The sequence below is a fragment of the Leeuwenhoekiella polynyae genome (assembly GCF_004104075.1).
Taxonomy (GTDB): Bacteria; Bacteroidota; Bacteroidia; order Flavobacteriales; family Flavobacteriaceae; genus Leeuwenhoekiella; species Leeuwenhoekiella polynyae.
This window is the reverse complement of the sequence record NZ_QOVK01000016.1, coordinates 72,403-87,050: the sequence shown is the minus strand read 5'-3', so window position 1 is coordinate 87,050 and position 14,648 is coordinate 72,403. Positions and strand designations below refer to the sequence as shown.

The window sequence follows — 14,648 nt, the reverse complement described above, 5'->3', positions numbered from 1 at the left end:
CTAAACGTTTAAAAAGATGAAAAACACACTATATAAAATACTGATGGTAACGCTGGTTATTTTTACCGGATGTACAGCAGATTTTGAAGAATTAAATACCAATCCCAATGCGCCGGTAAGCGTACAGCCGGGATTGTTGCTTCGGCAGGTGATCTATGATTTTGGGGAGCAAATGAGTTATGAAGGTTTTGCCGCCGGCGATTTGTTATCCCAGCACCGCACCGCATTAGATTTTAATTTATTTGATCGTCACGCGCTAAAATCCCCACAATTGGGCGGAAATCCCTGGCCCATTTTTTACACCAATCTTCGGAATAATGAACTGCTGCTGCAACAGGCTCAAAGCAGCGAGACCTTTAAAGTTTATGAAGGCCCCGCATTGATTTTAAAAGCCTACATGGCACAAGGCCTGACGGATCTTTTTGGCGATGTCCCCTATTTTGAAGCTTTTGATGGTATTAACGGAACAGTTACCGCAGCTTATGACGCGCAAGAAGATATCTATCTCGCCGAAGGCGGAATTCTGGATAATCTGGATCAAGGTATTGCTGCACTCAACGCATACGACGGTGCCGTAGCTTTAGAAGGAGATTTGCTTTTTAACGGAGACTTAGCCAATTGGGTTCAGTTTGCAAATTCGTTAAAGCTGAAAGCTTTGATGCGCATTTCAAGTCGGGAAGATGTGGCAGGTGAAATCGCTTCCATTTTTGCTGCCGGAAATTACATCAGTAACAATTCAGACAATGCGGTTTTTGATTTTACAAATTCGGCTCCTAATAGTTTCCGCTTTGCGCAATTGCGGGCAGGAGATTTCAACAACTTTGTACTTTCTGAAACCATGGAAGAAATCTTAACCGATCTTGATGACCCGCGTATCGCTGTTTTCTTCAGGCCATTTGCAAACTCTACTTCAGGAGCATTTAACGGATTGATCAACGGGATAAACGCCTCGCAAACTTCTATTGAACCCGCAAACTATTCCCTTGCGGGAACGCTTTTTAGAGAAAACACATCTCAACTAGACGCTAATTTTATGACGGCCTGGGAAACACAATTTATTCTTGCAGAAGCAGCAGCAAAAGGATATATCTCAGCAGACGCAGAAACCTTATACAATACAGGTGTTCAACTGGCTTTTGAGTATTGGCTCACCGAATTACCGGCTGATTATTTGACCGGTACTGCAGCATATAACGCAGCAGGCACCACGCCACTGCAACAAATCATTACCCAAAAATGGATTGCCAATATCATCAACGGCTATGAAGGTTGGGTAGAATGGCGTCGCACGGGATTCCCGGAATTTAAACCGGTTGCTGCGAGTTTAAATGATGGCCTTATCCCTTTACGTATGCCTTATCCTGCAGAAGAACAAGCGCTGAATGCAGACAACTATCAAGCTGCGGCAGCAGCGACAAATGATAACAGTCTGAATGCACCGGTATGGTGGGATAATTAATTTTTGAATTTATAAACAACTAACATTGAATATAGCAATCTGGCAATGGGGTTTAATAAGCGTATCAAGTTTGATACTGTTTGTTATTTCGCCATTGGCCAAAACTAAAAGTGACTTCTTCAAAGCTACACACCGTAAAAAAGCACCCAATGTGTTTATGCTTACGGGTAGTCTCATTATCTCCTGGATTTTTGCAAAAAGCATCACCAATGCTGCAAATTTAGGATTAGAATTTGGTATCGTAGGTGGGGTTGCTTATGCAGGCTATTACCTGTCTTTTGCAATCGCCGGGATCTTGATTTATAACATTCGCACGCGGGGTGGTTATGAAAGTTTACATGAGTTTTTTACCTCACGATTTGGTAAAAACGCGATGCGCATCTTCTCCGTTTTAATCGCAATACGACTCTTTAACGAGGTTTGGAGTAACACAATGGTAATCGGTAGTTATTTTGGGGATCTGGGCAGCACCCCCTATTATGCTTCCATAATCGTGTTTACGTTACTTACCCTGGCCTACTCTTTAAAAGGCGGACTCGGCAGTTCGATCTTTACCGATGTAATTCAGATGGGGTTATTCGGGATTTTGCTATTTGTGGTTTTAGCGAGTATTTATTCGACTACAAATTTCACAGTTGAGCAAACGGTAAACAGTGGGATTTGGAGTTTTGATATGGGCTTAAACCTGCTTTTTGCAGCACTTTTGCAATCCTTTAGCTATCCTTTTCATGACCCGGTTTTGACAGATCGGGCATTTTTAAGTTCCCCAAAAGTCACCTTAAGCAGCTTTCTTCTAGCCACTGTTCTCGGTGGGGCTTGTATCATTTTATTTAGTGTGATTGGCGTTTATGCTAAAACTATGGGAATGCAAGGACAGGCGGCTGTAGAAGTGGGTAAAGCCTTTGGAACCGTGATTTTACTCATCATTAATTTTATTATGATCACTTCAGCGGCATCAACTTTAGATTCTACGTTTTCATCGTTTTCTAAGTTGGCTGCTATTGATTTAAAACTGGGCGAAAGCATTTCAGTTGGTAGAATTGCAATGTGTGTTCTGGTCGTCTTAGGAACCGTACCTATTTTTCTGGATGCTGAAATTTTATCAGCAACCACCATCTCCGGAACAATGGTTATCGGCCTTACGCCTATTTTCTTTTTCTGGAAATTACCGGCACCTAAAATCAGTTTTTACCTGAGCATTTTCTGCGGAATCGCTTTTGGTTTTTTATTGATTTTTGACCTCATCCCAAGTTCCTGGATTTTAACCAGCGGCCCGTATGCAGACCTGCTTTGGGTGAATATTTGGGGCATATTTTCGTGTTTAATTTTATATATGATTCCGGCATGGATAAAACTGTGGTAAATAACCTTGAGACAAGCCAGGCTTCAAAGCATTCAAATGGCGAAAATCGCGTAAATCTGGGTTCGCTAAGCGGAAAAGTGTTGTTGTTTGGTGGCGTGTATAGCAATCTTCAGGCATTAGAACAACTCAAGCGTATAGCCGAAGAACAACGCATTCCGCCCGAAAATTGCATCTGTACGGGTGATATTGTAGGCTATTGTGCGCAGCCTGAAGAAGCGGTTCAGCTCTTTAAGATCTGGGGTGCAAAAAGCATTTTGGGGAATGTGGAAATCCAGTTACGGGACGGGGCTGAAGATTGTGGCTGTGACTTTAGAAAAGGATCGCGATGCGATGGCTTTTCGCAGCTGTGGTTTCCGTATGCACAGAGCAAACTGAGCAAAAGTTCACTTGATTTTATAGCCACGTTACCCAATCATATTGACTTCCGCTTTGCGGGAAAAGACATTACAGTAGTTCACGGTGACTATTTCAACGTTTCCGAATTTATATATAAGTCAACCGAGTGGCACATCAAACAAACCAACTTTGATGCAACAAATGCTGATGTAGTTATTGCCGGCCATTGCGGATTGCCCTTTCATCAGGAAAAGGAAGAAAAAATATGGCTCAATCCCGGCGTGATCGGGATGCCGGCAAATGACGGTTCGCCTCAAGTTTGGTACGCGGTTCTTGATGACTCGATGGAAACCTTCCATTTTAAACATCATCAGATGGAGTACAATTACAAACTGGCAAATGCCAGGATGCAAATCGACTTTTTACCACAAGAATATGCCCGTACGCTAATCACAGGAATATGGGATAATACCGAGATTTTGCCGCCTTACGAGAGCGGACTGCAGGGCTTCGGTATTCAATTATAAAAATTTTTAACCCGGGATGGTTTCGGCCGTTTCCATAAAACATGTATTTATGAGCTATTTAGAGACTACCAAAAATGTGTATCGCGATGCCGCTTTAACTCCAGATGTGGGTTTATGCTGCACCACCAACCCGATCTGGGAATTACCGGGTTTAAAAATCCCAAAAATTATGCAGGAGATGAATTACGGTTGTGGAAGCACTGTTAATGCCCGGGATCTTACTAACAATCCGCGTATTTTATATGTAGGTGCCGGCGGAGGAATGGAACTTTTACAGTTCGCCTATTTCTCCCGTCAAAAAAACGGTGTCATCGGTGTGGATGTCGTTGACGAAATGCTGGAAGCTTCGCGTAAAAATTTTATTGAAGCCGAAGCGGTAAACCCCTGGTTTAAGAGTGAGTTTGTAGACCTCAAAAAAGGAGATGCTTTGAGTCTTCCTGTTGAGGATAACAGTATTGATGTGGCTGCACAAAATTGCCTGTTCAATATTTTTAAGACCGAAGAACTCAAGAAAGCTATTGATGAAATGTACCGTGTTTTAAAACCTCACGGAAGGTTGGTTATGAGTGACCCTACATGTGAGCAGGAAATGAACGAAACTTTGCGTAACGATGAGCGCTTGCGTGCGCTGTGTCTCAGCGGAAGCTTACCCATAAAAGAATATGTAAAAGCATTAACCGATGCTGGTTTTGGAACGATTGAAATACGTGCCCGCAAACCCTACCGTATTCTCGATCCCAAACACTACCCAACAGATGAACTCATCTATATTGAATCTATTGAGGTAGCTGCCATAAAAGACCCGATGCCGGAAGATGGGCCATGTATTTTCACCGGTAAAGCCGCGATTTATTACGGTTCTGAAAATCATTTTGATGATAATAAAGGGCACGTTCTGGTCAAAAACCAACCGCTTGCGGTTTGTGATAAAACTGCAGGGGCGCTAGCTGCTTTAGGTCGTGATGATATTTTTATCAGTGAGAGCACGTTTCACTACGATGGCGGTGGCTGTTGCTAACCGGCTCCGCCTAGCAGCCGGAGGCGAAAATTAATAAAGCCCCGCATTGCGGGGCTTTATTAATTATAAATAGTTACTTATTTCAAGATCATAAACTGACGTTGATTAAGGGCACCACCCATCATCAAAAAGGTATTATTTTCATAAGTTCCGTTATGTGGGTAATATTTAGTTGACCCCTTGTTATCCTGAATTTTATTATAAGATACATTTCCTTCAGTATCATATTCAAAATCATATAAAGATGATGATTCAAACCAACCCTTTGAGGCTTTGGTACGCCCGTCATCTTTTTCTGAAAGATTTTTGCCAGAATTCAATAATACATGGAGCTTATCATCTTTCACAAAAGCATTATATGATGGAATTGTGGAACGTTTAAAAATACTTCTTCCCCATAGCAACTTACCATCACTGTCGTATTTAAGAATAATAATATTATCATAATGCGGTGTAGTTACCATCATACCTCCTGCCATACCAGTCGATACGTAGTTTGAACTTATATAAAATTCCTCGGCTAGAATATATATATTTCCGTTAGCATCGTTTAAGAAGTGATCTATAGTAAAATTAGAAAGCTCTTTCTCACTTTTATCTTTTCCCTTATCGTCCCCAAATAAATCCTCATATACAACTACTGGTAGCGGATCTTTACTTTTAGAAACTAAATCAAAACTAGATTTATTTATTGTAAAATTACAGCTACCTTTTATACGTCGTGCTCTACGTTCTGAATAAAAACCAATTAAAAACAATTGATCCTCTTTATTAGAAATATTTAGCGACTGCACAAATTCATCCTCTAGAGCTATAACTAACTTTTGACTTTCTTGAGAGGTTATTTTATTCAGGATAAACTCATAATTTGCCTCTTTTTTTCTTTTTTGAGCACGCCCTTCTTTAAAAAATTTACCCACAACATAAACCGCTGCTTCATTATCTACAAAAATATCATTTGGCTCAAAATAACGATCGTTATCATTTTGATATGATCTTTTAAAATTCAACGCTAAAGTTTCAGTATCAAACTGACGTATGGTGTAGGAGTTTGTGTTTTTGTTATAATCGTCTGTAGCAATAGCTATGTATTTACCGTTAGGTGAGATTGCCACACTAGTTTGCCTCTTATTACTAACATAGAATAGCTCTTGCTTTCTATCTACACTGCTCTTAAACAACAACTGTTTATCTAGCGTTTTTGTTTTTAAATTGAAGTTATGACAATAGACTTCCCGATCATTTCGATTAACTTTTAGAACAGTGATTATTTTTAATTCATTCTCATAAAATACGTCACCAATGTATTTTTCCTTTTTATGAATTTTGACAACTTCTGAAAAAACATTTTGATGTTGCGCATCATATATATCAAAAGAAAGATCTCTTTTACCCTGACGAACAAGCCCTGTTATATCTTCCTTAGTAGTTTTAATAGCTATAACCTTATCACTATGACTCTTATCTCTAAACGGAGTTGTTTCAACAACAGACAGACTAGATTCAGATTGAGCAAAACTTGTAAAAGATAGCCCTAAAAACAAGTAGCAAAAAAATTTCTTCATAAAAATTGATTGGGTAAATTATAAATTAGTCACAATACTACTAAATCTCAAAATCATTTAAAGACAGAATCCTGTTATTTAGATAAAGCACATTTTTTTCTAACTTTTTTTGACAATTAAAAAAGCCTCGCAGTGCGAAGCTTTTATTAGTTCTATCCTAAATTAATATAGGATTATATATAATTGCCTGAGGCGCTGCCTCTCTATTTCCCATTATACCCAAAGCGACGCAATTCACGTTCGCTGCTTCTCCAGTTTTTATTGACTTTAACGTAGAGTTCCATATGTACTTTTTTGCCAAAAAACACTTCAAGGTCTTTACGAGCCTCTATACCCACACGTTTTAGAGCAGCACCTTTATGACCGATGATGATTCCTTTTTGACTCTCTCGCTCTACCATAATGACACTGCGCATTCTAATGATGTTATCTTCTTCAAAAAACTCTTCAGTATCTATTTCTACCGAGTAGGGAATCTCTTTTTTGTAATGCATCAGGATCTTTTCGCGAATGATCTCGTTTACAAAAAAGCGTTCGGGTTTGTCGGTTAGTGCATCTTTAGGATAGAACGGCGGAGAAACCGGTAAGGCTTCGAGAATACGGTTGAATACTTCGGCTACGCCAAAATTTTCTAAAGCTGAAATCGCAAAAATCTCTGCATTAGGCACCTGCTCTTTCCAGTGTGTACGGGCGGCTTCCAGCAACTCTTCATTACCCTTATCTATTTTATTGATCAGCAACAAAACCGGAATATCTGTATTTCTGATCTTATTGAAAAAAGCTTCGTCTTTCAATTCTTTTTCGCCCAGTTCGACCATATAAATCAGCACATCTGCATCTTCAAAAGCCGACTTTACAAAGTCCATCATCGAAGCTTGCAGTTCGTAAGCCGGTTTAATGATCCCGGGCGTATCGCTCAAAATTGCCTGAAAGTCGTCTCCGTTTACAATGCCCAAAATACGATGCCGTGTGGTTTGTGCTTTAGAAGTAATGATCGAGAGACGCTCCCCTACCAATGCATTCATCAAGGTTGATTTACCCACATTAGGATTCCCTATGATGTTTACAAAACCGGCTTTGTGCGGTTTTTCTTCTGATGATTCTGTGCGTAACGGATTGTTATGTGATGCTTCCAAATGGGAAAATTTTGAGGTTTATGCCGCAAAGATACGGTTAAAAATCAGCGAATGGGATTTTCGCCTTCGCGGAATTATAACCCCTCCGTTTTCGGTATAACCGAAAACACCTCCCCTTAAAAATGGGAGGAGCCTATGAGATTTCCGACTTCGCGGAAATGACCAAAACGCTTTGCGCTATTGGAAAATTAATCGCCCTGTATACGTCTCTTCAACCTCAACAAGAGGCGGGCGGTTGATCGAGATCAAATCACCTGTACTCAACACACTTCCGCGCAAGGACTGAATAGGGTTGACAATAACCTTATTGGTCCCACGGTGGTAGATGTTTGCGTTTTGAATTAAAAAATCTGCTCCTTCAAAGCGAATATCGCCTTCTAAAAACTCAATATTAGCCGTTTCGGCTGCGCCGGAAATATAGAAATTAGTGAGTCCGTTTGCGGTTATATTGAGTTCGTTTACATCCAACTCTAAACGGAAATCACCATCTTTATGATACACATCTTCTTCTTCAAGATCCTCGCTGGTAAGGGTTAAGGAATCATAGGCAAGAACGCCATCACTTTGAACCTCATATCCAGAAGCATTGCGTATTTCAGTTAGATTAGGCGATGTCACGTAGACCGTGCTGATGTTGTAATCACGCACCAGGTTGCATCCGTTCTCATTAAGAACCGTAAGTACCCCATTGGTCACACTTACTTCAATATCGTTGATAAGATTTTCTCCTGTAGCAATAACCACTTTTTGTTCTGCTCCTTGTTTTACGATGAGTTGCAAACGCTCTTCAACTACAACAGCAGTAAAATCTTCTACCGGAAATACGCGCTCGATGCGATCGCCTTCTGCCTGAAAACAGTTGAGCCCTTTTTCTGAATTACACGAAAGCAAAAAGATAAAGCTAAACGATAGAAGTAAGTAGTTTTTCACAGCGCATGATTAGGAATGCTAAAAGTAAGCAATCATCCCAAAAATTATTCTTTTTACAAATAGTCTTTTAGTATTTTTTCTATTTTGCTCTGGTCAAATCCGGACTCTAGAAAAACAACATTTCCTTTCTTATCAAGAATCATAAATGTTGGTGCTGCACCTATAGAAAAATTAGTTGCGATCTCTTTGCCTTTGTAAAGTGTGGAATAATTCATCCCTATTTTAGAAATATACTCCAGTAAGTTTTTTCTCGGATCATTTTCGTGAAATTCAACACCGTACATTAAAAAGTCTTCATTTTTATATTTTTCATTCATTGAATTCAATTGAGGTACAGCTTGAACACAAGGCCCACAGAACTTAAACCAAAATTCCAGTAAAACTACTTTTCCTTCGAATGTAGAAAAGTCAATTAATTCGTCGGTTTTTAAATTTGGTATTTTCCAATCTGTAATTTTTCTTTTGCCGATTTCATTTTTATTTCCTTTTGAGTTTAAAGTCATTTTTGCTTGCATACGATTATTATATTCTTCAAACGTGATTTTTTCATAATCAGACGAAAACTGATTTCCAGACCATATGTCTTCATCAACTACATAATTGAAATCTAAATTATCATATGTCCTACTTATGCTACCAGTATCGCCATTTGGCATAATCATTTTTGTGGGTAAATAACTTAACTTATCTACCATTAATAAGTAATTGGACTGAAAATTTGCCTCAGGAAAATACGTTAACGTTAATTTATTAAAATCCAGATAACCATTTTTGAAGCTGAGTTCAAACACATAATTTTTCGAATTATTTATTAGAGTGTCCTTTTTTCTAGAAATCGTAACATTTTTATTTTGTAGCATTTGAGGTAATAATACCTTAATAGAATACAAACTTAAAAGCAAAGGGTTGTTGACATTGGGCTTATTATTTGTAACTATTATTTTTTCATCTGATAGCGACATAATATGCCTCTGACCATCAAAAATTAATTCCATTTCATCTTGTTCAAGATAATATCTTGGAGTAGTTGTTGTATTTCTAAAATCAAAAAATACCGAAGCATCGAATTCTTGAAATGTAACACCACTTTCAATAGACTCATTCTTGGTTTGATAATGAACTGTTTCAATTTTGTTTAATTCGTCTATAGTTGTCATTAAAATTTGACGATCAGATTTTTGACAGTAACCACTTAAGGTAAGTATGAGGGCTGCCAAGCAACTTAATTTCTTCATTGGATTCAGTTGTGTTTTGATTTTATCTAAAAAAGAACTGTATTTAAGTGTGATTTTTTTTAAAGACAATTTTCTTTTTCGAAAGTTGCAAAATTCAACACTGAGAAATTATCAAAAGTATCTCGGCTATTTATTCTTCTTCCTCGCCATCTGCCATAAAGATCTCCCTATTGAGTTTATCGCGGCGTTCCCGGGCCAGCCTTAAAGTAGGATCGTACTTCGCATATTTTCCGTCCTCGTATTTTTGTATGAATTCTTCATAAAGTTTTAAAACAGTACGGCGGTCTTCATAATAATTATCTGCGATAACGACTTTAGTGTATTCCGCTTTTTGATTTCTGGGATTTTCTTCTAGAGACCGGTTTACATACTTCATCGCATTTTTCCAATCTTTCTTCATCTCATACGTGCGAGAAAGTGTGTAATATTCTTCAAAAAGCGGCTGATCTTTATATAGAATTGCCAATAAACCGTGGGTTTCAGCAGCCTTTAAATCTTTTGTAAAATTATATAATTTGGCAAGTGTCGCATGCACATAATCATCTTCCGGAGAAAAATTTAAAGCTCCTAAATACTGTTCTATCGCATCTTCATAACGGCGCTTTTTATAATACAAATTGCCTAGCTTTTCTCTTATAAATTGGGTGTCTTGCCCCAGTTCTAAGAGTTTTTCAAACCATTCGATTCCTTCTTCATTCCAACCTTTGTGGTAATAGCTTTGTGCAAGTGTGCTTATAATTTCAACATTTGTGGGGTAGCTCTCTAAAGCTTTGAAGGCTAGTTTTTCGACTAATTTATAATCCTTCCGTTTTAGATAAAACACGGCTAACTCTCCTAATGCTTTTTGATGGGTACTGTCTAAAGCAACAGCTTGTTTGTAATCCTGTATGTAAGGATAAAGATTTTCTTCTGCAGTCGTGGTAGAATCGGTAGCGTCTATTTTGATATTTCGCGGTATCAATTCCTTTGCCCTCCCACGCTGATAATAAAAATCCGGGTTGGTATTGTAAACTGAAATCAATTCTGAAAAGACGCTGTCTGCCGCTGCAAATTTACGTTTAGTGATGAGCAACTTTCCATACTCGTTCATAGCAATTGCTTCATCAGTGCTGGTTGCGGCTAATTTGTAATTAGCCAAAGCATCGTCAAGTGTGCCTTTGGCCTGATGTGCACGTGCCAACTTCAGATAGACTGATTCCTTTTTATTTTTAATCTGCTCATAGTTAGCTATTGCCTTGCTATAGTTTCCCAAAGCATATAGACTATCACCAACGGCCAAAGCCGACACGTTTTGAGCTTCGGCTCGGCTGGCTAGTACTAAAAATACAACTAGATAAAAACTTCGCATGTATTCTTTTTAAGGCTTTACATTATAAATTATAGGTTGCGTATACAGTGCTGCCATGGGCTTACCCTTGTGTTTACCGGGTTTCATTTGTGGTAAACTTTCTAACACACGCTTAGCTTCAGCACTTAAGGCCTTATTAGAATCATTTCTGATTTTTACATCTTGAATGTTTCCTTCGGTGTCGATTAAAAAGCTGGCTGTCATTTCATAACGACCGCTTACCTTAGAATTCTTATATACTTCCGGACTAAAATAAGTGTTTACATAAGCTGCGACTGCCTCTTCTGTGCAAGCGCGTCTTAGTTCCATATCTGTGTTGTCGCACGAACTATAGTAGGGCGGTTCTGTTATGGAATTAAATTCTACCCGATCACGGCCCAAGTCATTAAAATTAAAAGAGTGATTGGGATCACTCGCTTTTATGGAAGGCTTAAAAGCTTTATTGGTAATCAGATCATTTAAATTCTTCAAATGAGCTTGCTCTTCCTGAGTTAATTCTGATTTTGCTGCTAAAGTTGCTTCAAGATTGGATACCTTATCTTCAAAAGAAAGCTGAGCAATATCTTTTTTCTCAGATTCTGAAGTGCAAGAAAGGATAGCACAAATAAAGCTTAAACCAACTATTTTACTAACTAATCTCATCTTCCCGAATTTTAGTTTGTTTGAAATACAATCGGAAGCGAATACAGTACATTTACGGCTTCTCCACGTTGCTTACCAGGAGTCATTTTAGGCAACAAACTTATCACGCGAACGGCTTCTTCCTCCAATTTTGGGTGAGAAGCACGAGATTGAACATCTACGATATTACCTTGAATGTCAATCTTAAAGCGCACATAAATACGATTGATACCTGTAAGTCCTAGTTCTTTACCTAGATTGGTATTAAAATTTTTATTGACGAATTGCGAAACTAAATTGGACATACACTCTTTTTTAGCCTTCTGACCATAGGATTCACATCCCGGAAAAACAGGAACCTCCTCAATAACTGCGAAAGGGATATCATTTAATTCTTGATCATTTATATTAAATTCTGACACTTCTATAATCTTATCATCAGGTGATCCATATCCTACAATAACTGTTTCATCAAGCTTCTGATTATTTGATTCTTCCCATTCTGTAACTTCAATAACTTTTCCTTGAGTGTCAATTTTAAACCGTTTACTTCCTTTCATACCGGCCATAGCAATACGCCCAAGCTGGTTCCTTTCTTCTTCGGTGAGACTTTCTTTAGCATCAATGGTAGCTTGTAAATCTGCTAACTGTTCTTCTAATGTAAGTGCTGTATTATTCGGAGCGACTTCATTTTCATCGGTACAGCCTACATAAGTTAGAATTCCGGCTATAAGTGGAACCACTATTAAATACTTCCATTTTGCCTTCTTTTTAGATTGTGTTTGTAACATAAGAATTCGTTTTTTGATTAATGAATGATTGAAAAATGTATTGATGAATGAGATTTCGTGTGTACCAAAAGCGGTATTGAGCAACTGATTGTAATAGGATTTCTTTTCGGTCTTTTTAGTAGCCTGAGCATCGGCAATAAACTCGTGCAACTCGGCTACTTTATTCTGATAGATATACACCAGCGGATTGAACCAAAACACAACTCTCAACATTTCAAAAAGAAACAAGTCAAGACCGTGATGTTGTTTTAAATGCACTTCTTCATGCGCCAGAATATGTTCTTTGGCTTCTGGTGAAATATTATTTCCTAGGAATATGGTCCCCATAAAGGTAAATGCAGCATCACTGTTAGGGATATTGATTATACGATGGTCTGCCTTTTGCCTGAACCGAAAGTAGCGTTGAACTTCCTGATATTTTCTAAATAACATTCCCGTGCTAAAGAACACACCCGCTGCATATAATAACAAATAAATACTCCAATCTGTCTCTTGCTGAACAGGGTCTACAGCAACATTTTGATTTTCTGCAGATACTACAACCTCTGGCAGAAAATAAATGTTTTGAGCTATGGGAAGTTGGTTCTGAAAAATTTCAAACTCCATAAAAGGTAACGCAAAAGCAAGTAATGCAGTGCTGATCAGATAGACGCGATTGACATTAAAAAACGTCTCTTTACGCAACCAAAACTGGTACACTGCCAGAAATAAGGCCTGAAAAGCGATAACTTCAATTAAATACTTTAGCATAACTCCTCTTTTTTAGTTCTTTTATAAGATAGATTCAAATTTGCCGGAACTCAATCCAAATAAGCTACTTTATGCTCTTATCACAAAGGTGATAGGCAGTGAATATTGAATCGCTACAGGTTCTCCTAGTTGCGTAGCCGGAGTCATCTTTGGCAGCGTACTAATTACACGCTTCGCTTCCTGTTCTAATTCAGGGTAGTCTGCACGCGTACCAATTTTGGTCACTTTACCTTGTGCATCAATTACAAAGCGCACATAAATTCGATTCACCCCTTCTAATTTAAGCTCTTCACCAAGACCAGAATTAAAGTTAATATTCACGAGTTGATTCATTTTGCTTGACATACATTCCAGACGTTCCTGATTATTTAGTCCTTCACACCCCGTAAAAACAGGCACCTCATCTACAAATGCTACAGGTATTTCTGAAGCTGCATAAGCCGGCTCATTTAACTTAATTGATTCTTTCTGTTTAGATTCTGGAGTAGCATTTTGCGTTTGCTCAGCTTCGTTACTGACGTCACGATACCCTACCATGACTAATTCATTAAGGGCTAATGTAGGTGCTAAGTCAAGCTGATCACGGTACTGGTCTTCGAGTTTCTTTAGCTCCTTTAATTCTTCCTGAGAAGGATTGGCTTTAGCTTTGAGTTCATCTTTTAAGGCTACGATTTGCATTTCCAAATCTTCTTTAGCGGCGCTTTGCGTCGTTTTTGTATCATTGGTACAACCTACATAGGTGAGAACACCAGCAACAAGTGGAAGCAGTAAGAGGTACTTCCATTTGGCTTTACTTTTTGATTGTTTCTGTAACATAAGAATTCGTTTTTTGATTAATGAATGATTAAAAAAGGTATTGATGAATGAAATGTGTTGCGTACCAAAAGCACTATTGAGCAATTGATTGTAATACACTTTCTTTTCGGTCGTTTGAGTGGCGTGAGCATCAGCGATGAACTCATGGAGTTCGGCAATTTTAGTCTGATAGATGTAGACCAGCGGATTAAACCAAAACACCAATCGAAGTATTTCAAAAACCAACAGATCAAAACCATGTTTCTCTTTTAAATGCACTTCTTCGTGTGCCAGAATATGCTTTTTAGCTTCGTCATTAATATTATCACCTATAAAAATGGTATTCAAAAAGGTAAAAGCAATATCACTATCAGGCACTGTAATAACCTTTTGACCAGAGACCTTTCTATATTTATAATAGCAACTGATTTTTAGGTATTTACGAATGAATAATAAAAGAGCAAACAGTAAACCACTACAATAAATTAAAAGTGCTATAAATGGCCAGTTTGTTTTTTGAGGGGCTAGAATTTCCGCAGCATTAACAGGTTGGACACCAATAATGACTTCTGGTAATACTTGAATATTTTCGCGAAGCGGAATTTGATTTTGAAAGAATTCAAACTGCATAAACGGTAATGCGAAAGCTAATAGTACACTGCCTATTAAGTAGAGCCTGTTGACATTGAAAAAGGTTTCTTTACGCAACCAGAACTGGTAGACACTCAGAAACAACGCCTGAATCACAAAAACTTCAAGTAGATACCGCACCAT

At 38.3% G+C, this 14,648-nt stretch carries 12 protein-coding genes; 4 read left to right on the top strand and 8 right to left on the bottom strand.

Annotated elements, in window-relative coordinates; translation table 11 throughout:
• The first annotated feature begins 16 nt into the window (after positions 1-16).
• From DSM02_RS14925 to arsM, 4 genes are read left to right on the top strand one after another with little or no spacing between them, the layout of a single operon-like run.
• The gene (locus DSM02_RS14925; RefSeq protein WP_128766363.1) at positions 17-1,459 is read left to right on the top strand and encodes a SusD/RagB family nutrient-binding outer membrane lipoprotein; all 1,443 of its coding nucleotides are present in this window, start codon (positions 17-19) and stop codon (positions 1,457-1,459) included.
• A gap of 25 nt (positions 1,460-1,484) precedes the next feature.
• The gene (locus DSM02_RS14920) at positions 1,485-2,822 is read left to right on the top strand and encodes an SLC5/6 family protein (RefSeq protein ID WP_128766362.1); all 1,338 of its coding nucleotides are present in this window, start codon (positions 1,485-1,487) and stop codon (positions 2,820-2,822) included.
• Positions 2,804-3,685 (top strand): metallophosphoesterase family protein, encoded by an 882-nt coding sequence (locus DSM02_RS14915; RefSeq protein WP_128766361.1) that lies wholly within the window; start codon positions 2,804-2,806, stop codon positions 3,683-3,685. Before DSM02_RS14920 ends, DSM02_RS14915 begins: the two co-directional genes overlap by 19 nt.
• 49 nt (positions 3,686-3,734) lie before the next feature.
• Positions 3,735-4,703, top strand: a complete 969-nt coding sequence (arsM, locus tag DSM02_RS14910; protein WP_128766360.1) for an arsenosugar biosynthesis arsenite methyltransferase ArsM — start codon at positions 3,735-3,737, stop codon at positions 4,701-4,703.
• A 77-nt stretch (positions 4,704-4,780) separates the two neighbouring features.
• On the opposite strand, the gene DSM02_RS14905 is transcribed toward arsM, so the two are convergent.
• The 8 genes from DSM02_RS14905 to DSM02_RS14870 form a co-directional block, all read right to left on the bottom strand.
• Positions 4,781-6,268 (bottom strand): hypothetical protein, encoded by a 1,488-nt coding sequence (locus DSM02_RS14905; protein ID WP_128766359.1) that lies wholly within the window; start codon positions 6,266-6,268, stop codon positions 4,781-4,783.
• Positions 6,269-6,471: 203 nt separating this feature from the next.
• Positions 6,472-7,404, bottom strand: coding sequence for a GTPase Era (gene era, locus DSM02_RS14900; protein WP_128766358.1), 933 nt, complete (start codon positions 7,402-7,404; stop codon positions 6,472-6,474).
• A 177-nt stretch (positions 7,405-7,581) separates the two neighbouring features.
• Positions 7,582-8,334: a head GIN domain-containing protein gene (locus DSM02_RS14895; RefSeq protein WP_128766357.1), complete on the bottom strand. Its 753-nt coding sequence runs from the start codon at positions 8,332-8,334 to the stop codon at positions 7,582-7,584.
• A 53-nt stretch (positions 8,335-8,387) separates the two neighbouring features.
• The gene (locus DSM02_RS14890) at positions 8,388-9,569 is read right to left on the bottom strand and encodes a TlpA family protein disulfide reductase (protein WP_128766356.1); all 1,182 of its coding nucleotides are present in this window, start codon (positions 9,567-9,569) and stop codon (positions 8,388-8,390) included.
• A 130-nt stretch (positions 9,570-9,699) separates the two neighbouring features.
• The gene (locus DSM02_RS14885) at positions 9,700-10,917 is read right to left on the bottom strand and encodes a tetratricopeptide repeat protein (protein WP_128766355.1); all 1,218 of its coding nucleotides are present in this window, start codon (positions 10,915-10,917) and stop codon (positions 9,700-9,702) included.
• A 9-nt stretch (positions 10,918-10,926) separates the two neighbouring features.
• Positions 10,927-11,559 carry an energy transducer TonB gene (locus tag DSM02_RS14880; protein WP_128766354.1) on the bottom strand — a complete coding sequence of 211 codons (633 nt, stop codon included), beginning with the start codon at positions 11,557-11,559 and terminating at the stop codon, positions 10,927-10,929.
• A gap of 11 nt (positions 11,560-11,570) precedes the next feature.
• The gene (locus DSM02_RS14875; protein WP_128766353.1) at positions 11,571-13,079 is read right to left on the bottom strand and encodes a M56 family metallopeptidase; all 1,509 of its coding nucleotides are present in this window, start codon (positions 13,077-13,079) and stop codon (positions 11,571-11,573) included.
• 69 nt (positions 13,080-13,148) lie between these two features.
• Positions 13,149-14,648, bottom strand: a complete 1,500-nt coding sequence (locus DSM02_RS14870) for a M56 family metallopeptidase (protein ID WP_128766352.1) — start codon at positions 14,646-14,648, stop codon at positions 13,149-13,151.